Source organism: Acidovorax sp. 62 (assembly GCF_002754495.1).
Lineage (GTDB): Bacteria > Pseudomonadota > Gammaproteobacteria > Burkholderiales > Burkholderiaceae_C > Acidovorax.
In genome coordinates this window covers 4544884-4565417 of sequence record NZ_PEFJ01000001.1, presented here as the reverse complement: position 1 = coordinate 4565417, position 20534 = coordinate 4544884, and the positions used below count along the sequence as shown (strand labels likewise).

Genomic DNA, 20534 nt, shown 5'->3' with positions numbered 1-20534 from the left:
GTTGGGCGTGCGGATTATCAAGCGATCTGCCTCGAATGGCACCAAAAACTTGGCATCCCGTGCGGGTGTGCCGCAGCCCGCCGCAAGGCCACCCTACCCAGCCACGGCGATGCGTTCAACATCGTTAACCTTTGGGGCCCTGGGAACGCGCGCCACAGCCTTCTACACTGCGCCGACCCAAGGGGGCTATAGCCACCTCACCTGTGCGCTTTTAGCCCATTTGACCTGGGTCATATTCCTCTTGCGATCCCCAGAAACTGGGCGCACAGTGCCCCAACAATCCATCAGCCCACCCCGTCCATTCACCCACCAGCCCGTCCTGTCCGCCTGCTGACAGGGTGTGAACGCCATCACCGAGCCCCATGCGCCGCGAACGTTTTTTCTCCCACCTGCCCCTGGCAGCCAAAATCAGCCTGCTGGTCGGGCTGATGGGTCTAGTGTCGATGGCCATCATTGGCTACGCCATGGTCAGCATGCGGCAGATGGACACGCAGTACCGCACCTTGATCGCGCTGGAGTCCGAACTGACCCACAGCTTTGGCGACGCGAGCGTGCTGCTCAGCGAGACCCACGGCCTAGTGTCTGGCATGGCCAACACCCCCCGCAGCCCTGTGCAGGCCGCAGCGGCCAAGCCCACACAGCGGCTGCGCGCGGTGCAGCGTGATTTTGAAATGACGCTGAACGACATTGCACAGCGCATGCCCCACAAGGGGCGGGATCTGATGGCGCTGCGGCTGCGCTCGCAAGAGGTGTTCGATGCAGGCCAGCAAGTCCTCAACGCAGCAGAGGCAGCCCCCGCCCGACCGGGCTTCAACACCCACGCCAACAACCACATGTACCAAGACTTCGAGCCTGCGATGGTGCAGCTCAAGCAAGGGCTGGAGAGCCTGCGCAGCCGCTCGCACGCCGAGTTCGAGGCGCTGGTAGAGCAGCAAAACGACGCCACCAGCGACACCCTGTGGTCCATGGCTGCGGCTGTCGTGGCCGCGCTGGCGCTGGTGCTGGTGCTGTCGGTGTACGTGGCGGTGACGCAAATCTCGCGCCCCATCACCGACTTGGCGCGTATCATGAATCGCCTAGCCTCGCAGCAGTATGGCGATGCCATCCCCGCCACCCGCCGCCGCGACGAGGTGGGCACCATGGCCCGGGCACTACAGGTCTTCAAGAACACCATGCAGCGCGCCGACAAGCTCACCGCACAGGTGCAACGCAGCGAAGAAGCACGCAAACTGTCTGAACAGCTGGTGGACCTGACCAGTGCCATCCCTGGCGTGGTGTTTCAGTTGCACCTGCAGCCCAACGGCACCTGCCGCTTTTTGTTCGTGAGCGACAAGGCTGCGGAAATGCCGGGCCTGCAGGTGCTGGCCCTGCTGCGCAGCGGCGGCTCGGTGGGCGAGGCGTATTCGGTGCCGCAAAGCGTGCAGCAGCGCGTGCAAGCACGCTTCATGGAACGGCTGCACACCCAGGCCCCACTCGACTTTGACACCGAAGTGCTGCACGAAGGCACATCCCGGTGGCTGCAGACCTCGGCCACCGCGCGGCGGCTGGAAGACGGCAGCGTGCTTTTTCATGGCGTATGGATGGACGTGACCGAGCGCAAGAGCCAGACCCGCGCCATGGCCACCGCCAAGGAAGCGGCCGAGCGCGCCGCGCAAGAGCGCGCCCGCTTCCTGGCCGTGATGAGCCACGAGATCCGCACCCCACTCAACGCCATCCTGGGCATGGCCCAGCTGGCTTTGAAAGAAGAGTTGCCCCCGCCCCAGCGCGAGCGCATCGAGCAAATGCACCGGGCAGGCCGGCACCTGCTGGGCATCCTGAGCGACATCCTGGACTTCTCCAAAATCGACGGTGGCCACCTGGTGCTGGAGAACAAGGCCTTTGCCCTGTCGCCCGTACTGGCCACGCTGGTCGACCTGCTCAGCCCCAAAGCCCACGCCAAAGCGCTGCAACTGCGCCTGGAAGTGGCCGATGAGGTGCCCGAACAGCTGATGGGCGACAGCCAGCGTCTGTCCCAAATCCTCATCAACTACGTGCACAACGCCATAAAGTTCACCCACCAGGGCGAAGTGCTGGTGCGCCTGAGCGTGGCCCAGCAAGACGGCAACAGCCTGCTGCTGCATGGCGCGGTGCAAGACACCGGCATAGGCCTCACGCCCGAGCAGATGCAGGGGCTGTTTGAGCCCTTCAGGCAGGGCGATAGCTCCATCACGCGCCGCTTTGGCGGCACGGGGCTGGGGCTCGTCATCTCGCGCCAGCTGGCGCGGGCCATGGGGGGCGACACCGGGGTGCAAAGCCAGCCCGGGCAAGGCAGCACCTTCTGGTTCACCGCACGCCTGCAGCGCGCCCCTGCCACCGACTGGGCGCGCGACGTGCTCACCCAGCCCCTGCAAACCACGGCCCTGGCCCCCGCCCACACTGCGGGGCTGCGCGTTCTGGTGGTGGACGACAACGACCTGAACCGGCAAGTGGCCAAAGGCCTGCTCGAAGCCGGAGGCCTGGTCGTGGACATGGCCCACGACGGCGCCCAGGCCGTGGAAACACTCACCCGGGCCAGCGACAACACCTATGCCGCCGTGCTGATGGACATGCAAATGCCCGTGATGGACGGGCTCAGCGCCACGCGCGCCCTGCGCGCCCTGCCCCGCTTCGAGGCCCTGCCCATCATCGCCATGACGGCCAACGCCAGCACCGCCGATGTGGAGCGCACCCGCGCCTGCGGCATGAACGACCACATCGCCAAACCGTTGCTGGAAGCGCCGCTGTGGCACACCCTATCGCGCTGGCTGGCCAAGGCCCGCAACACCCGCGCGCCCAGCCCGCCACCGCCCCCCGCACCGGCCACGCAGCCCTCCAACAGCCTAGCCCCAGCCCCCGTCGTCGTCGCTGAGAGTCCGCAGACCTCGACCGCCACCAGCACCACCACCGCCGTGTTCGACGCAGCGCTGCTGCAAGACCTGCAAGACACCATCCCCACCGCGCGGCTGCTGCCCCTCATCGACCAGTTCATCCAGGACTGCGAGCGCCGGGTAGAACGCATCACCCAGGCCGCACACAGCCGCCAATGGGAAACCCTGCGCCGCGAAGCCCACGACCTGGGCGGCACCGCAGGCAGCTTTGGCCTGAGCCCCCTGGGCGAGCTGACCCGCCCCCTGGAAGCTGCCGCCAAAGCCCAGGACGCCGCCACCATCGACCGCTGCCTGCCCAAACTGCAACACCTGGCCCGCCAAGGCCTGACGCAATTGGGGGCCCATGTGCGCGCACTGCAAGCGCCGCATCAGGGGCAACGTGGGCAGGGGACGTCAGCGTGAAGGGTGGAGAATGCGGCTATCGGCCAGGAGCCGTCCTTCACTTACTAGCCAGTTTTGCTAGCAAAACCGGTCGTTGCGAAATGCAGAGACTCAAAATACATGAACTTCAACCGTTGCTCGCAAAAGTCGAACAGCTCCGGTCATACCCGGCTACGCACAGCGTACTTGCATCGGTTGAAGAGCTAGTCACATCTGCCTCGACTCCTTCGATGGCGCAGCATGCATGCGAACGGATTGTTTCGATGTGCAATCCAAAGGCTTGGGGCGACATTGGCTCGACCGGCTTTGGCTCGAAATGGACAGACTGGCAAGATTTCCTGGGGGAGCTAAGCGGGGTGGCCACCCGATGTGGTCGGCAGATTTACATGACTTCCAAGCAAGGACCTGCTGAGCGTCAATAGTCTGCAAATTCGTACATCCTTTTTGGGACCGATAGCGTCCCATGCCGTGGGGCAGAATCCGGCCAGCAGCCGACATTCGAAGTGAACAAGAAAATTAATGCCTGAAATCTATGTCAGCACGGATGTGGAGTCCGATGGGCCAATACCCGGACCCAATTCAATGCTCAGTTTTGCTTCAGCGGCTTACACTGCAGATAAGCAACTCCTTTCCACATTCAGCGCAAATCTTGAGACATTGCCCGATGCCATCCCTGACGCAAAGACAGCGGAATGGTGGTCAACGCAACCTGAAGCTTGGGCTGCATGTAGGTCTAACCTCTTGTCTCCGACAGTTGCCATGCGGGCCTACGTCAAATGGATAGAAACACTGCCAGGAAAGCCAGTGTTCGTTGCATATCCAGCCGGCTTTGATTTCCTTTTCGTTTACTGGTATCTCATGCGCTTTGCAGGGGAGAGCCCGTTCAGTCACTCTGCCCTTGATGTGAAGTCATTCGCGATGGCCATGCTGAAAAGTGAGTACCGCAACAGTAGCAAGCGGAATATGCCAAAGCATTGGTTCGATGACCTTCCACACACTCATGTTGCGCTTGACGACGCAATCGAACAGGGCGCGATGTTCTGCAATATGCTCGCTGAGAACAACCGCAGGTAGGTGATCGGTTAAAAGTGATTGATCGGCCAACTGCGGTCACTGAAGGCGGTTAGGAGAAACGGACATTGACGAGCATGAAACTAGCGGTACCTAACGCCATCCTTTTCATTTTGGATCCAAGCAACGAAGCCGCTGCGATTCCAGAGTATGAAGCCTTGGTCTCGCACAGCGATAGCTGTGTAAGCGTGGGAACCCAGGCGGATGTGGACGGCGAAACCGAAGTTTCACTAAGTTTTGTCGGCCCTTCAGGACTTAGCCTTGTTTTCGATGGCCACGTTCAAACTCCCACAGGTTCCATTGGGGTGATGACATCCGAAGGTGCATCGCTCGGGAGCATTGACGGGCTGACGCCGAGAACCCGAGTTGCGGTTTGGGTCGATGACGACAAATGGCCGTCTCGCGTAGCAATTGTCGTTAGCGGCAACTAGATGTCCGTTTCGAGCGCCTGCTGGTCTGCGCTAGGATGCGGTTCTCGGCCAGTAGCAGCCCGTGGCCGCAGATGAAAGCGGACGCTCAAAGCAGAGTTAACCGGCGGCTTGCGCCAGGAGTGCGTGCAACGCGCCGACGCCGCCAGGTGTCCGTGTTGAACGCCCAGCCAGACCGCAGGCCATCAAACTCAGCCATCATTGGTCCGTCGAGAGCACTCTGCAGGAAGGGTGCCCGCTGGCATCTCCTCGTACACACATGCCCAGGTGAACTTCCCGGCGGCATCGATTTGGGGGCGCAGTCGAAAGCTCCTTAGGTCCTGCCGCCCGCTACCCATAAGCACAACGCGGAGCGTTCCGTCAGCCTCGACTCGAATGCTTTGCACCGTTTCGGGCAGAGGCCTATCAAAGTCTACTGCGGCCAAGCTGTCTGGAAAGTTCGAGTGCTGTTTGTAGTGTGACTCGAGCACCATCGCTGCAGCCTTCGCGTGGATCAGCCCTTCATTTGCGCCTTCGTTCGTAACCTGTGCGACAGCATTGGCGTAGCCGCGCTCAGTTGATGCGCGATCAGCCTCCCGGCCCACAATTCTGAAAAGTGCAGACACTCCCATGACAATGAGAACAATGCGAAACGTCGTGAACTTGGACTTTGGCTTGCCCTCGGTCTGGTTGGAGTCGGCCATGGTGCTATGCGGTCCAACGTGATGTATCCCGAAAAACCTGCGAGATACTCTGGACTGTGCGGGATATTCTGGACACTGAATTCTCCTGAAGGCGGCTTGCGGCGCAGGTTTGCAAAGGATGACCTGCTCAAACGTCCAAGTATAAAAATTCCGTGAAACCTAGCACGCGTTAACTCAGCAAACTATAGCTTGCCGTAGGCAGCCACCGAGATTTCCAACAGCCGCTGTAGCAAGTCAATGGCTGCGCACGGGTGGCGTTTCCGAACGGCGGCTCAGGGCCCAAAGCACTCCTTCGCACACCAATCCATCGCCTCAACATCGGCAGCCCAGCAGGCCCAAACCCCATCAGGCAACACCACCCCGCTATGCTGTGCACAGACCGTCGCCCAGCGCACACCTGCGCTGGCGGCATCACAACCGCACCGGCAAGCATTTCCAACGCCCGGTTCGCAGGCCCTTGTACCCAACGCTCATCGCCCACCGCCATGAAAGACCTGATCCGCAATCTGTTGTCCATCCGCCAAAAGCGCAAGACCGCGCCCGTAGGGCCCTTGCCGCAGGTGGGGGCAGCCCTCATCCGTGGCACGGTCAAGATGAAAGTCACCCACCCCGTGCCGCGTGAGCTGTGGGATTGGCTGGTGCTCTCGGGCTGGCGCAATGTGCCGGTGAAGAATGACCGGCGCAGCTACCAATGGCTACCCGATGCCGCGCTCAAAGAGCTGCTGGATGCAGACCCGGCGCAGCGCAACCAAGCGCATGCGCGTGTGCTGGCGCAGAGCAAGGCAGACGCATAGATCCATAGCACCCCAACCCCTGGTGGCTCCCGCTGCCCCACAAAAAAACCCCGGATGCGCGCAAGCACACCGGGGTTTACTATTATTTTTATAGCTGCTAGCGCTTACTCCATAAGCGCTAGCAGCCTATTTGGCATCAAAACTACGCCAGCAAGGCATTCACGCGCTTGACGTACGCAGCGGGGTCTTCGGGCAAGCCGCCCTCGGCCAGCAGGGCCTGGTCGAACAGGATGTGCGCCAGGTCATGGAAGTGCACGCTGCCGTCGAGCTTTTTGACCAGCGCGTGTTCGGCATTCACTTCCAGCACGGGCTTGGTCTCGGGCGCCTGCTGGCCGGCCTGCTTGAGCATGCGCGCCAGCTGGGTGCTCATGCCGTCGTCTTGCACCACCAGGCATGCGGGTGAATCGACCAGGCGCGTGGTCACGCGCACGTCTTCGGCCTTGTCCTTCAGGGCTTCTTTCAGCTTGGCCAGCACGGGCTTGAAGGCTTCGGCAGCCTCTTCGGCCGCCTTCTTCTCGGCCTCGTCTTGCAGCGTGCCCAGGTCCACAGCGCCCTTGGCCACGCTTTGCAGCGGGGTGCCGTCAAACTCCTGCAGGTAGTTCAGCGCCCACTCGTCCACGCGGTCGGTCATCAGGAGCACTTCGATGCCCTTCTTCTTGAAGACTTCGAGCTGCGGGCTGTTCTTGGCGGCGGCGAGCGTGTCGGCGGTGATGTAGTAAATCGCCTCCTGGCCTTCCTTCATGCGGGCCTTGTAGTCGGCAAAGCCCACCGTCACGGCATCGCTGGTGGTGGATGCAAAACGCAGCAGCTTGGCCAGGCGCTCGCGGTTGCCAAAGTCTTCGCCCAGGCCTTCTTTCAGCACGGCGCCAAACTCGGCGTAGAACGCGGTGTACTTGCCTTCCTTGGCCTTGTCGTCGGCATCCACCACATCGGTCACGCCATCGGCGCCCGCTGCGGTGTCATGCTTGTCGTGTTTGGCTAGGTCTTCGAGCATGCTCAGCACGCGCTTGGTGGAGCCTTCGCGGATGGAGCGCACGTCGCGGCTTTCCTGCAGCAGCTCGCGGCTCACGTTCAGCGGCAGGTCGGCTGAGTCGATCACGCCCTTGATGAAGCGCAGATAGGTGGGCATCAGCGCCTCGGCGTCGTCCATGATGAAAACGCGCTTCACGTACAGCTTCACGCCGGCCTTCTTGTCGCGGTTCCACAAATCGAACGGCGCCTTGGCAGGGATGTACAGCAGCTGCGTGTACTCGGTGTTGCCTTCCACACGGTTGTGTGCCCAGGTCAGCGGGGCTTCGTGGTCGTGGCTGATGGCTTTGTAGAACTCGGCGTACTGTTCTTCGGTGATGTCTTTCTTGGGGCGCGACCACAGGGCGCTGGCCTTGTTGATGGTTTCCCACTCACCGGTCTTGACCATGCCGCCGGGCTGGCGGCCGCCGTTTTCGTCCGATGGATTGATCAACTCGCCGTCTTTCCACTCTTCCTTTTCCATCAGGATGGGCAGGCTGATGTGGTCGGAGTATTTGGCGATGACTTGCTTGAGCTTCCAGGCGTTGAGGTATTCCTCGGCGTCGTCGCGCAGGTGCAGGATGATGCTGGTGCCGCGCTGGGCGCGGGTGATGGTTTCCACCTCGAAGTCGCCCGTGCCGCCGCTGATCCAGCGCACGCCTTCGTCGGCCTGGAGGCCCGCACGGCGCGATTCCACGGTGATCTTGTCGGCCACGATGAAGCCGGAGTAGAAACCCACGCCGAACTGGCCGATGAGCTGGGCGTCTTGCTTCTGGTCGCCGCTGAGCTTGCCCATGAAGTCCTTGGTGCCGCTCTTGGCGATGGTGCCCAGGTGGTCGATGGCCTCTTGCTGGCTCATGCCGATACCGTTGTCGGTGATGGTCAGCGTCTTGGCATCTTTGTCGAAGCTCACGCGCACTTCGAGGTTGGGGGCGTCTTCAAACAGCGCGGAGTTGTTCAGGCCTTCAAAACGCAGCTTGTCGCAGGCGTCTGAAGCGTTGGAAATCAACTCGCGCAGGAAAATTTCCTGGTTGGAGTACAGCGAATGGGTGACCAGGTGCAGCAGCTGGGCCACTTCGGCCTGGAACGACAGGGTTTGCTTGCTCATGGGTGGGTTCTCTCTCTCGGTAGATTCAATGGAATACGCAAAGGGGCTGGCAAAAAAGAAAATCACGCATGCCAGACCGGCAGGCGTGATTTATGGGCAGCGGGAAGGGGTTTCAAGGGGGCGCTTCACCGCGCCCTTGACCGTCTCCCGATCAGCCGTCGGCGTTGATGCGCGTCACCAGCGTCTTCAGCACCGCATCGGCCTTGTCGTTCGCCACCTGGCAGGTGCCTGCGGCGGCGTGGCCGCCACCGCCAAACTCCAGCATCAGGTTGCCCACATGGGTTTTGCTGCCACGGTCCAGAATGGATTTTCCGGTGGCAAACACGGTGTTCTGCTTTTGCAGGCCCCACATCACGTGGATGGAAATATTGGTCTGCGGGAACAGCGCATAAATCATGAACCGGTTGGTGGCCCAGATGGTGTCCTCGCTGCGCAAGTCCAGCACGACCAGGTTGCCCAGCACGATGGCGCAACGCTCGAGTTGCTCCTTGGCCTTGATGGCGTGTTCGCGGTACAGCACCACGCGTTCTTGCACATCGGGCAAGGCCAGGATTTCCTCAATGGTGTGGTCGCGGCAGTACTTAATCAGGTCCATCATCAGCGCATAGTTGCTGATGCGGAAGTCGCGGAAACGGCCCAGGCCCGTGCGCGAGTCCATCAGGTAGTTCAGCAGCACCCAGCCCTGGGGGTTCAGGATGTCTTCGCGCGAATACTGGGCCGAGTCGGCCTGGTCCACCGCCGCCATCATCTCGTCCGTCACCCGCGGGAAAGCCGCCTTGCCACCGTAGTGGTTGTAGACCACGCGCGCAGCCGAGGGGGCGTGGGCTTCGATGATGTGGTTGACATCGCGGCGGCCCGCATTGCGCACGGTTTCCGACTCATGGTGGTCAAACACCAGATGGGCGCCGGGCACGTAAGGCAAGTTGGTGGTGATGTCGCGGCTGGTGATGGCCACTTTGCCGTCCTGCATGTCCTTAGGATGGACGAAGGTGATCTCGTCGATCAGTTCCAGCTCGTTGAGCAGCACCGCACACACCAGGCCATCAAAGTCACTGCGGGTGACCAACCGGAATTTTTCTTCACTCACAGACATCTCCTCGTTTGAACATGCGGGTGCAGCCATGGTAGCAACGCCCCGTGGGCAGCACACCGTGCTGCCGCGAAAATTTCCCATCAAAACCGCTCGTGCGGCCCCAGGTAGCGCCACTGGCCCACAGGCAGGTTGCCCAGGGTCACCCGGCCGATGCGGATGCGCTTGAGGCCCACCACCTTGAGCCCCACCTGCTCGCACATGCGGCGAATCTGGCGCTTTTTGCCCTCGGTGAGCACAAACCGCAGCTGCTCGGGGTTTTGCCAATCGACCTTGGCGGGCTTGAGCGGCTCGCCGTCCAGGCTCAGGCCATGGCGCAGGCGTTCCAGCAACTCTTTGGGAAACACCGCCTGCACATTGGTGCTGACAGGGTCACGCTCGTCAATTTCCTGCAGCGGCGCAGAGCGCTCGCCGGGGTGGCGTGGCACCGCCTGGCCCGGTGCCTGGTAGACCACGCGCACCAGGTACTCCTTTTCCATCTCGGAGTCTTCGCCAATGATCTGCCGGGCCACGCGGCCGTCCTGGGTCAGCACCAAGAGGCCCACCGAGTCGATATCGAGCCGCCCGCAAGGCGCAAGGCCCCGCAGCTGCGGCGGGGAGAAGCGGTTGCGGCTGGCGTCATCGCGCCAGTGGGTGCGGGGATTGATGAGTGCCACGGCGGGCGTATGGCCGTCCTCGGCCTGGCCGCTCACATAGCCAATGGGCTTGTTCAGCAGGATGGTGACACGCTGCTCCTGGAAACCCTGGGCAATCTTGTCCACCTCGATGCGGTCTGCGGCAGTGACCTGCAACCCCATGGGCGCGACTTCGCCATTGACCTTGACCCAGCCTTGGGCAATCCAGTCATCGGCTTCGCGGCGCGAGCACAGGCCCAGCTCGGCCATGCGCTTGTTCAAGCGCGAGGTGTCGCCACCACCCGGCGCGGACCGGGCCACAGGCCCTGCAGCGGGCCGGGGCGCGGCAGAGCGCGCGGCTGAGGGCCGCTGTGGCTGCGCTGGCGCAGGCCGCCCGCCTGCATCAGCAGACCAAGTGCGGGTCGATGTGGGGCCGATGGCGCGCTCGGACCGCGCAGCAGCAGGCCGCGCGCCCGCTGCGACTGCAGGCTTTGCGGGGGCCCTGGACGGCATGGGGGCAGCAGGGGCTGGCTTGGCCGACAAGGTGGGGCGGCGCAGCACAGGCCGCGCAGGAGCTTCCTCGGCAGGCGCAGCCGTGGGGGCGGGACGTTGGGGTGGGCGGGAGCTGGATGAAGACATTGGGCGTATTGTCGCTGGCGAACCGGCGGGCGGGCATACGAACAGACAAATGGGCCGACGGGCTGGTCACAGGGGGTGAACGGGGGCCAACGGCCAGCGTGTGGAAGATTACCCCTGCCGTTGCTGCCACGCCAGAAAATCTTGCGCAGGCACGGGGCGGCTGATGTGGTAGCCCTGCGCCTCATCGCAGGCCAGGGCCCGCAGACGCTCCAGAATGGCAGCGGTCTCCACCCCTTCGGCCACCACCGTCAGGCCCAGGTTGTGTGCCAGGTCGATGGTGGAGCGCACGATCATGGCGTCGTCCTCACCCGCCTCCATGCCCATCACAAAGGATTTGTCGATTTTGAGCTCATCCACCGGCAGGCGCTTGAGGTAAGCCAGCGACGAGTAGCCGGTGCCAAAGTCGTCGATGGACAGCTTGAAGCCCTGCTCCGACAGCCGGTTGAGCATGGCCTCGGCGCGCTGGGGGTCGTCCATGATGGCGCTTTCGGTGATCTCCAGGCAAAACGCGCTGGCGGCCACCCCATGCCGCGCCAGGATGTCGCCCAGGCGCTGGCTCAACTCGGGGTCAAGCAAGTCGCGCGTGGACAGGTTGACCGACACGCGCAACGCGCCCGCCGTAGCCGGCAGCAGCGCCAGGAAGCGGGCCACCTCCTCAAACATCCACAGCGTCAGTTGGCGCACAAAGCCGGTTTGCTCGGCAAACGGAATGAACTCCATGGGCGGCACCAGCCCGCGCTGCGGGTGCTGCCAGCGCACCAGGGCCTCGGCTGCCCACCCGCTTTGGCCGTGCAGGGGCACCTTGGGTTGCAGGTACAGCCGCAGTTCGTTGTGCTCTACCGCGTGGCGCAGCTCGGTCAGCAGCGACAGGGTTTGCGCGCTGCTCGAATCAATCGATGCGTCGTAGCGCACCGCCCCACTGAGCTTGCGCTTGGCGGCGTACATGGCAATCTCCGAGCGGCTCAGCAGCGTATCGGCGTCCTCTGCATCGGCAGGCCAGCAGGCAATGCCAATGCCAGCGCTCAGGTCCACGGTTTGCTCTTCCAGCGCCAAAGGCGCTTCAAACGACGCCAAAATTTGCTGCGCCACCGTGTGGGCCGCGGCAGCGCCCGCCCCTTGCAGCAACACGGCAAACTCGTTGCCGCCCAGGCGCGCCACCATATCGCCAGGCAAGGTCACCAGGGCCTGCAGCCGCCCCGCCACCGCCTGCAGCAACCGGTCGCCAAAGGCGTAGCCCATCACGTCGTTCACATGCTTGAAGCGGTCCAAGTCCAGGGTCAAAACGCACAGTGGCCGGACCTCGCCAGGGCTTTGTGCCATGGCCTGCACCACAGCGTCCCGAAAACGCTCGCGGTTGGGCAGGCCCGTCAGGCGGTCCCAGTACGCCAGGTGTTTGATCTCGCGTTGCTGCGCACCGATGTCCAGCCGCATGCGGTCAAACGAGCGCGACAACTGCCCTATTTCATCCCGTCGCCCGGTGTGCTCCATGGGGGTGTCGTACTCGCCGCGCGACAGGCGCTGGGTGGCCCGCATCAGCGAGCGCAGCGGGCTGATCACGCGCTGCGCCATCACGCCGCTGCCCAGGGCAAACAACAACAGCCCCCCGGCGGTGATGATGGACAACAACACTTGCAGTTGGCGGTAAGGGGCGACCACCGCATCGACCGAGCGCAGCAGCACCGCATGCACCTGCCCGTTCAGGCTGGGCAGTGGACTGGAGCGCGCCAGCAACAAGCCGTCGGCCGATACCAGTTCCCCCCCGTCAGCGCCCATGGCCAGCACCAGGCCATGCAGCGGCGCGGGCAGCGTGCTGACATGCACGGCGGCAGGCCCCTGCGTGCCTTGCACCACCAGCGCCACATGCACCGACAGCAACTGGCGCATTTCATCGGCCAGGGGCTGCCCCAGGGGGAACCCCATCAGCACCCAGCCGATGACCACCGGTGCCCGCATGGGCACCATCACAAACTGGTAGGGCACGCCCTCCACCACTGCCACCTGGCTGCCCTGCGGGCTGCTGGCCAGCTGGGGCGCCAGCAGCGCCAGCGTGGGCACCAGGGCCTGCGCTGGCACCGGGGCGCTGATGGCGCGCAGCGCCATATCGGTGCCCAGCAGCGCCGTCACGGCAGCGCCAATGCGCTCACCATGGTTCTCCAGCACCGACTGGATGGTTTCTTCTTCACCCGAATGCACGGCCGAGCGAAACCCGTAGTCCGCGGCTAACAGGGCCGAGCCCTGGCGCAAGCGCTCGGCATTCTGCTCCAGCAGGCGCCGCCACACGTTTTCGTCCACATCCAGCTGCCGCGCAATCTGGCCCCGTGCGTTGCGCTCAATGCTGGCCCGCACCACAGCAAAGCCCGCCAGCTGCACCACCAACAGCAGCAGCAAGGAAACCCCGACCAAGCGCAGGATCAGGCTACGCCAGAGGGTTTGCCACATCAGGGGGCCAACCCCGCCATCTTCACGGCCGCCTGCGCATTGCCCGTGGAAGGCACCACCAGCGCCTGCTCATGGGCCGCAGCCCCCGGCGCCAGCCTGGGGTGCCACACGCGCAGCTTGTAGTTGCCGGGCGGCACGCTTTGCAGCAGTGCCCTGCCGGGGCTGCTGACGCTGGCTGCGCCCCCTTCGCCAGGGCCACCCTCTGGCGCCTGTGCGTAGTAGGGTGTGTCGACCACCAAAATCCACCCCACCATGCGGTCGTGGATGTTGCAGCCCAACGAGACCACGCCGGGCTGGTCAAACAACACCGGGTTGGCGGGGGTTCCGGCGTAGAGCTTGAGTTCAAACTTCTTGGCGGGCGAGAACGAATAGACGTGGTGGCGCACGCTATCGCGGTTGGGGAAGTGCACCTGCGTGCCCACGGGCACCACCAGCACCCCGGGCAGAAACTGCTTTTTTTCCTGCGCCACCTCGGCCTGGGGCAAGGGTCTAACCAGCGCCCGCGCGGCGGGCGACTCCAGAAACACCACGGCGCCTGCCACAGGCCGCCCCGCGTCGTCCACCACGTCCACCTGCACCGTCGCCGCCTGCGTGCTCCAAGCGCTGCATGCCAGCCCAGCGGCCAGCCACCCAGTCCATCGCGTGCGGCGTTGCGTCATGGCTCAATCGCCATGCCCACCAGCGGGCTGCCATCGCCCACCACGCCCAGCGGGGTGGCCTTGCCGGTGTTCAAGTCCACCAGATGCAGGCGGGTCTTGGGGTCACTGGCCGTGCGCACTGCGGCCAGTGCGGTGTTGTTCACATCCGAGATGTCCAGCGAAGCGTCCGCCAGCGCGCCCAGGCCCAGCGGCCCGACGGTGCGCAACTGGCCCAGGTTGGGCGACACCACCGGGGTCTCCCCCTCGCGTGAGCCTTGCATCACCAACACCCCCAAGGTGCGGTCAATGGCGTAGTTGGTGGTGATCTTGCTGTTGGTGGGGTTGTAGGTGTAGGCCGCCGCAACGACGTCGGGAGAGCGGGCGTGGTTCACATCGCTCCAGGCATAGCGCAGGTAGGGATCGGCCTGCACGCCCGGCTGCAGGGGATCGCCATCCACAGCCGCACCGGTGTCAGGGTGCAGGCGCAGGTTTTGCCCGAGGTTGGAGACCACGCGCAGCCGGTCCGCCGCGGGATTGAAATCCACGCCAAAGGCCGTGCCTTTGAGGGCGATGGCCGAGGGCGCCGGGCCCACAGCCGTCAGCGCACCGCTGCCCAGGTCCAGCGTGTACAAACGCCCCGCCTGCGACAAGGCATACAGCACGCCCCGCGCCACACGAAAGTCGATGCCCACCAGCTTGTCGCCTGCAGGCAAGCCCAGCACCGGCTTGCGCTCCAGGATGTTGTCAGGCCGCCCTGCATTGAAGGTGATCAGCTCATGGCTGGCCGTCACGGCCACCACCTGCTCACGCAAGGCGCCCCCATCGGCCACCGTTTGGGCGCACCCCCAAGAGAGCGCAGCAGCCGCCACCAACGAAACGCGCCAAGCCAGACGCGGAGACTGGAGTGAGGAACGGGAAGGCATAGAACAAGCTCCTGCAGTTGTAACAAATAGGGGCACAGCAAGCCATTGTTGCACCGTCTTCACATACACAGAAGAGGGGAATTGAGAATATAAATTTGATAGCAACAAGTCCACTATATAAAGCGTTGCAAGGCATCTCCATCAAATATCTGCACCACTTGAGTGCCAACGGCTGGACTTTGCACCGGATGCACCACACCTCTTCATTTGTAACAAAGCCGTCATGCCACAGCGGCATGACGTCATCCAAAAGCTTCATCACGCAAATGCGTTGTTCTCTCTAAACTTTCGCCCTTCACCCCTGTTGCCGCAGCCTGCCCCCGCTCCAACCCGCACCAGCCAAGGCAGGCCCTCTTCTTGCTTCGTTTGCGCAGACCACTTCAACCAAGTGCCCCCAAGGAAACCATGACCCCCTCGCGCTTCAAATCCCTGTCCATCTCCACCCGCCTGGGGCTGGGGTTCGGCTGTCTGCTGGTGCTGTTGATTGCCGTGGCGACGGTGGGCCAACTGTCGCTGAACAAGGTGCACGAGCAGATGCGCGACATCACCGGCACGGGGGCTGCGAAATCCAAGCTGGTCAACGGCATGCTTGAAAGCGTAGGGTCGCTGGGCATCCAAAGCCGCTCCAGCGCCATGCTCAACGAAATCGACCCTAAGCAAGCCCAGGTGCAAATCCAGGCGGTGCGCAAGACGCTGCAGGACTACGCCAAGCAAGAAACCCAGCTGGCCGAACTCATCACCCCCGCGACAGCCACGGCGGCTGAAACGACCCTGCTGCAGCAAGTGCAAGAGGCCAGCAAAAAAGCGCGCCCTGAAATCGAAGGCGCCATGCAGTCGGCAGACGACGGCGACACCGTGGCCGCCAGCCTGAACCTGATGACGCGCGCAGCCCCCGCCGAAGCCCTGTGGCGCCAGCGCCTGGCCGAGCTGATTGCGTTGCAAAACAGCCTGAACGATGAAACCACGGCCTCTGCCGAAGTCACCCAAAGCCGCGCCCGCTGGAGCGGCGGGCTGCTGGTGGCCATGGCCATGGGCTTGGGCGTGCTGATTGCCTGGCGCATCACCGCCAGCATCACCCAGCCCATTGGCCGCGCCGTGGTGGTGGCCGAGCGCATTGCGCGCGGCGACCTGACCTCGCAGGTGGAGGTGCGCATCAACGACGAAACCGGGCGGCTGCTCGAAGCCATTGCGGCCATGCAAGAGCGGCTGCGCAGTCTGGTCGGCGAGATCGGGCAAACGGCCGACTCCATCCTCGTGGCCAGCTCGGAAGTGGCATCGGGCAACCAGGACCTGAGCCAGCGCACCGAGCAAACCTCGCACAACCTGCAAGGCGCATCGCACGCCCTGGCCGACCTGACGGGCACCGTGGCACAAAGTGCGGAATCGGCCCACCAGGCCAACGGACTGGCCTCCAAGGCGTCCAGCGCGGCCACGCAGGGCGGCGAGGTGGTCTCGCAAGTGGTGCGCACCATGGACGCCATCAGCGCCAGCTCGCGCAAGATTTCCGACATCACCGGGGTGATCGATTCGATTGCCTTCCAGACCAACATCCTGGCGCTGAATGCGGCCGTGGAAGCCGCCCGCGCCGGTGAGCAGGGCCGGGGCTTTGCCGTGGTGGCCAGCGAGGTGCGTGGCCTGGCAGGCCGGGCGGCCAATGCTGCGCGCGAGATCAAGACCCTCATCAACGACAGCGCCCAGCAGGTGCAAGAAGGCAGCACCCTGGTCAACCACGCGGGCGCCAGCATCGCGCAGCTGGTGCAGTCCGTCCGCCAGGTGTCGGACATCATGGCCGAGATCACGGCCGCCACCCAGGAGCAAAGCCAGCGCATCACCGAAGTCAGCCATTCGGTGGGGTCGCTGGAAGAAATGACCCAGCAAAACGCGGCCCTGGTGGAAGAAGGCGCGGCAGCGGCCGAAAGCCTCAAGGACCAGGCGGGCCGTCTGACGCAGGTGGTGCACACCTTCCGCCTGACGCGGGACAACGCCAACGACCGCAACTGGGAAGTGCCTGCAACAGCAGCCCCCTCCCCCGCCCCCGCTGTTGCGCGGCCCGCGCAACGCATCGCTCTGCCTCGGGGCTGATGGCAGGGCGGCTGGTGCGGTCGCAACCGCACCCGTGCAAGGGTTCTCTCAAACGGTGGTGGAATGCGCCACGACGGCCTTGTGGGCAAACACGCTGGACTGCAACGCCCCCAGGTCAAGCACGCGCAAGCCGCCATACTCCACCCGAATGGCACCTTGCGCCTGCAGTGCTGTCAACGCCTCATTGACCCGCTGGCGCGACAAGCCCACCAGGTAGGCCAACTCTTGCTGGGTGATGCGCAGCACTTCGCCCACCCCGGGGTACAGCACCGGGTTGAACAACGATGCCAGGCTGCGCGCCACGCGCACGTCGGGGTTGGTCAGCCGGTCGATCTCGCGCGCTGCGATGAACTGGCCCAGCCGCTCATTGAGCTGGTGCATGACAAAGCGATTGAAGCCAATGGAATGGTCCAGCAGCCAGTGAAAGGTATCAATCGGCAGCCCCGCCACCACGCTTTTGCGCAGCGCCTGGATGTTGTAGCGGTAGGGCTCGCGCTTCATGGCGGTGCCCTCGCCAAACCAGCCGCCCGGCGGCACGCCGGTGAACGTCATCGTCTGCCCCTGGGCGTTGTCGCTGCTCATCTTGAGCAAGCCTTCCACCACCCCAAACCAGTAGGTCACCGGCCGCCCCACGCGACACACAAAATCCCCTGGCGCTGCATCGCCCACCAACAGCGCCGCCTCGGCGCGCTCGCGCTCAGGGGACGGCAGCCTCTGCAGCCACGGGATATTGGCCATCTCGGCCGCCGTGGGCGGGCGGCGGCGCTGGTGCAATGACAGGTCCTGGTTCATGAAGCTCACAGGGCAGGAGGAATGGGGCCGCATTGGCGCGGAACATCGCAGGCCAAATTGTCGCCCAATCCACCATTTACTGCCAATTGGCAGCGCAGGGCATGCCGCCCCTACTGCAAGCGCACTGCGTAGCGATAGCCATGAAACGACCAGACGGTGCGGCTTTGCTCAATGCGTTCGAGCTTGAGCCCTGGCGCAGCCTGGTCACCCTCCTGCAGCACCTGCCCATTGACGATGGCCATGCGGTGCGCAGGATTGCTGGAGTAGGTCGCCCCCGTCACTGTCAACGCAGGCAACTGTTCCCGCACCGAAGGCGGCAAGTCGCTTTGCGCAAACACCGGGCCATTGGGCGGCGTGGCCCCAGGCGGGGCTGCTGCAGGCGCGGCAGCAGGTGGAGTCACCGGTGCGGGGGGCTGCGAGCGGGTGGCGGCAGCGGGCGGCGGCAAGGGAGTTTCGCGAACACGCGCCTGGGCAGGCGCGGGCGCAGCGGCAGGCTTTTCACGCACGGGCTCGGCCACGCGCTTGGGTGCCACGGGGCGTGGCTCCAGCGTGACCGGGGCGGGCGGGAGAAGTGGGCTGGGGCTGGGATCGGACATAGGCACAGGCGCAGGTGCCGGTGCGAGAGCCACGGGGACTGTGGGCGCAGTGGCCACGGCCACCGGGGCCACGGGGGCCGCAGGAGGAACCGCCACGGCAGGGACAGCCGCTGGCGCGCTGCGCTGCATGGCCCACCACGTGCCCCCCGCCGCAAGGCCTGCCACGGCCACCACGGCGCCCCCCCACAGCAGCCAGTGGCCCGGGCTGGGGGAATCAGCACGCGGGGCCGACATGGCCTGCGTATGGAGACCGGGCACAGCGCCCCGGCCTCGCTCGGCTTCTGCGCGCCGCAGTGCATCAAGGATGTAGGACATAAAAATCAGGCGCCGTTGCGCAAACGAGGTTCTTTGACGCCAGTGGCGCGGTTGAGCAGCATGAGGGTCAGAGGCCCAGCCCGGCCGTCGGGCGTCACCCCCTGGGCCAGTTGAAAGCGGTGGATGCGGGCCTGGCGCAGCGCTGGCGTCACCGGGCGGGCGCTGGGACCAGCCCCACCAGCCGCTTTGGATGCCAGACGCGCGTCCAGCCAGGCCAACCCAGCCGTGCTGTCGGTGATTTCGCCCTTTTCAGGCATGCCGGGCGGCACGCGCCACAAGGTGACCATGTCCCCGCGCCACACCTGGGCCAGGTCGGCCACAGGCACATGCAGCGTGCGGCCACCACTTTGCAGTGTGGCCACATCCTCGTCCAGGCCACGCAGCACGGCAGGCACTGTCGCGTCTCCATCACTCGATGGGGACAACATGAGCAACGTCGGCCGGTCGATCTGCCGGATCAGGTTCAGGCCCGCACGCCGATTGCGGTAGCAGCGCAACCCGTCGCGCGCCAGCGTGGCGCACGCATCTGCCCCCTCGGGCAATGCCACGCCCCAGGCCAAGGCCAGCGCCTGCCAAGCCGAAGCATCGCCAGGTGACTGCGCTTGCAGGAACTGCTGCAACCCGGAAGCAGGCCCAAGGACTGCTGTGGCCGCTGTGGCGGTCGCATCGGACGCGGCAAGCGCCGTGGAGGGTGCGGTGGATGCAGACTTGCCCGGTGCAGACGCGGCAGCGCTTGCAGCCGCCAGCGTGGCCAGCGTGGTGGATGCCGCCGGTGCAGGCGCAGAGGCCTTGGCCTGCGGCAGCTTCGCCGGTGCGCTGGACGCAGTGCCCAGCGGCCCGGCCACGCCAGCCCCCCCGGCCTGCGCAGCGCCTGGCGCCTTCAGCGCTGGGCGAACGCCCAACGCCCAGCCAGCCGCAGCCACCATGGCCGCCCCCGCCACCAGGCCCATGCCCGCAACCGCCCACCGTGGCAGGGGCGAGCGTGCACCGCTCGCAGCCCTGGTTGGCGGCTGGGTGCCAAACACCTCGCGCGCGGCCCGCTCAATGATGGCCTTGCTGACCGCATGCTGCCCGGCCGCATAGGCACCGAGCAGGGCGCGGTCACACAGCAGGTTGATGCGCCGCGGGATGCCGCGCGACAGCACATGCACGCGCCGCAGCGCCCGGCGGCTGAACGGCACCGGGCCGCGCAGCCCGGCCACGGCCAAGCGGTGCGCAATGTACTGCTGGGTTTCCTGCGGGCTCAGTGCGTCGAGGTGAAAGCGCGCAATCACGCGCTGCGCCAATTGCTCCAGCGAAGGGCGCGCCACCATCGTGCGTAGCTCTGGCTGGCCAATCAGGATGATCTGCAGCAGCTTGCGCTCGTTGGTTTCCAGGTTGGTGAGCAGGCGCAGCTGCTCCAGCACGTCGGCCTCCAGGTTCTGCGCCTCGTCAATGATGAGCACCGTGTTGCGCCCGGCCGCATGCGCCGCCAGCAGCGAGGCATTCAGGGGGTCGATGTAGTCCTTGACGGTTTCTACCCCCGGCACATTGGGCTTGTGGGGCACGCCAAACTCGTCGCAGATGGAGCGCAGCAGTTCCCCCACGGTGAGCTTGGGGTTGAAGATATAGGCCACATTGCAGTGCTCCGGGATTTGCTCCAGAAAGCAGCGGCACACCGTGGTCTTGCCTGCGCCCACCTCGCCTGTCAGCAACACGAAGCCGCCGCCTGCATCCAGCCCATAGAGCAGGTGGGCCAGGGCCTCTCTGTGCCGCTCGCTCATGAAAAGATAGCGCGGGTCAGGGGCAATCGAAAACGGCGGGTGCTGGAGACCGAAGAACGGGGCGTACATGCTGGCAAGGATAACGCCCCCATCCACCGCGCACGGCCCAGCCCGAAGTCATCAGACTTTCACGAGGCTTTCACAAGAGAGGAGGGTTTCACCCGAGGAGTAGTTTCCCGTAAATTGTCGTCGGCAAGACAAGATAACGTCAAAGTCGGTCCTAGCATCCCCTCCATAGGCAAAAGCGCGGCCCTTGGGCGGCGC

15 protein-coding genes are annotated in these 20534 nt (G+C 64.5%); 5 read left to right on the top strand and 10 right to left on the bottom strand.

Annotated features, from left to right (window positions below; all coding sequences use genetic code 11):
- Positions 1 to 362: 362 nt before the first annotated feature.
- The 3 genes from CLU86_RS20460 to CLU86_RS22735 all read left to right on the top strand — a co-directional run bounded on the left by CLU86_RS20460 (position 363) and on the right by CLU86_RS22735 (position 4789).
- Positions 363 to 3308, top strand: a complete 2946-nt coding sequence (locus CLU86_RS20460; protein ID WP_099742900.1) for a hybrid sensor histidine kinase/response regulator — start codon at positions 363 to 365, stop codon at positions 3306 to 3308.
- A gap of 498 nt (positions 3309 to 3806) precedes the next feature.
- Complete coding sequence (locus tag CLU86_RS20455) at positions 3807 to 4361, top strand: exonuclease (protein ID WP_099742899.1); 555 nt, start codon at positions 3807 to 3809, stop codon at positions 4359 to 4361.
- Between the two features lie 74 nt (positions 4362 to 4435).
- Complete coding sequence (locus CLU86_RS22735; protein ID WP_143226759.1) at positions 4436 to 4789, top strand: hypothetical protein; 354 nt, start codon at positions 4436 to 4438, stop codon at positions 4787 to 4789.
- 188 nt (positions 4790 to 4977) lie between these two features.
- Here CLU86_RS22735 and CLU86_RS20450 read toward each other — a convergent pair whose 3' ends face one another.
- The gene (locus CLU86_RS20450) at positions 4978 to 5469 is read right to left on the bottom strand and encodes a hypothetical protein (RefSeq protein ID WP_099742898.1); all 492 of its coding nucleotides are present in this window, start codon (positions 5467 to 5469) and stop codon (positions 4978 to 4980) included.
- Between the two features lie 485 nt (positions 5470 to 5954).
- Here CLU86_RS20450 and CLU86_RS20445 point away from each other — a divergent pair, with 485 nt between their 5' ends.
- Positions 5955 to 6263 (top strand): hypothetical protein, encoded by a 309-nt coding sequence (locus CLU86_RS20445; RefSeq protein WP_099657707.1) that lies wholly within the window; start codon positions 5955 to 5957, stop codon positions 6261 to 6263.
- A gap of 142 nt (positions 6264 to 6405) precedes the next feature.
- On the opposite strand, the gene htpG is transcribed toward CLU86_RS20445, so the two are convergent.
- The 6 genes from htpG to CLU86_RS20415 all read right to left on the bottom strand — a co-directional run bounded on the left by htpG (position 6406) and on the right by CLU86_RS20415 (position 14722).
- The gene (gene htpG / locus CLU86_RS20440) at positions 6406 to 8379 is read right to left on the bottom strand and encodes a molecular chaperone HtpG (protein ID WP_099742897.1); all 1974 of its coding nucleotides are present in this window, start codon (positions 8377 to 8379) and stop codon (positions 6406 to 6408) included.
- Between the two features lie 151 nt (positions 8380 to 8530).
- Positions 8531 to 9466, bottom strand: coding sequence for an exopolyphosphatase (locus tag CLU86_RS20435; protein ID WP_099658978.1), 936 nt, complete (start codon positions 9464 to 9466; stop codon positions 8531 to 8533).
- A gap of 86 nt (positions 9467 to 9552) precedes the next feature.
- On the bottom strand, positions 9553 to 10365 hold the full coding sequence (locus CLU86_RS20430) for a pseudouridine synthase (RefSeq protein ID WP_369803880.1): 813 nt from the start codon (positions 10363 to 10365) through the stop codon (positions 9553 to 9555).
- Between the two features lie 465 nt (positions 10366 to 10830).
- Positions 10831 to 13161 carry a bifunctional diguanylate cyclase/phosphodiesterase gene (locus CLU86_RS20425; RefSeq protein WP_099742895.1) on the bottom strand — a complete coding sequence of 777 codons (2331 nt, stop codon included), beginning with the start codon at positions 13159 to 13161 and terminating at the stop codon, positions 10831 to 10833.
- The gene (locus tag CLU86_RS20420; RefSeq protein WP_233195131.1) at positions 13161 to 13820 is read right to left on the bottom strand and encodes a methylamine utilization protein; all 660 of its coding nucleotides are present in this window, start codon (positions 13818 to 13820) and stop codon (positions 13161 to 13163) included. Before CLU86_RS20420 ends, CLU86_RS20425 begins: the two co-directional genes overlap by 1 nt.
- Positions 13817 to 14722, bottom strand: a complete 906-nt coding sequence (locus CLU86_RS20415) for a DUF4394 domain-containing protein (protein WP_099742894.1) — start codon at positions 14720 to 14722, stop codon at positions 13817 to 13819. Before CLU86_RS20415 ends, CLU86_RS20420 begins: the two co-directional genes overlap by 4 nt.
- A gap of 405 nt (positions 14723 to 15127) precedes the next feature.
- Here CLU86_RS20415 and CLU86_RS20410 point away from each other — a divergent pair, with 405 nt between their 5' ends.
- On the top strand, positions 15128 to 16804 hold the full coding sequence (locus tag CLU86_RS20410) for a methyl-accepting chemotaxis protein (RefSeq protein WP_099742893.1): 1677 nt from the start codon (positions 15128 to 15130) through the stop codon (positions 16802 to 16804).
- Positions 16805 to 16852: 48 nt separating this feature from the next.
- On the opposite strand, the gene CLU86_RS20405 is transcribed toward CLU86_RS20410, so the two are convergent.
- From CLU86_RS20405 to CLU86_RS20395, 3 genes are all read right to left on the bottom strand, one after another.
- On the bottom strand, positions 16853 to 17596 hold the full coding sequence (locus CLU86_RS20405; RefSeq protein ID WP_099742892.1) for a Crp/Fnr family transcriptional regulator: 744 nt from the start codon (positions 17594 to 17596) through the stop codon (positions 16853 to 16855).
- A 110-nt stretch (positions 17597 to 17706) separates the two neighbouring features.
- A complete protein-coding gene (locus tag CLU86_RS20400; protein ID WP_099742891.1) occupies positions 17707 to 18507 on the bottom strand; it encodes a general secretion pathway protein GspB in 801 nt (266 codons plus the stop codon).
- A 5-nt stretch (positions 18508 to 18512) separates the two neighbouring features.
- Positions 18513 to 20339 carry an ExeA family protein gene (locus CLU86_RS20395; RefSeq protein WP_099742890.1) on the bottom strand — a complete coding sequence of 609 codons (1827 nt, stop codon included), beginning with the start codon at positions 20337 to 20339 and terminating at the stop codon, positions 18513 to 18515.
- Between the last annotated feature and the right edge of the window lie 195 nt (positions 20340 to 20534).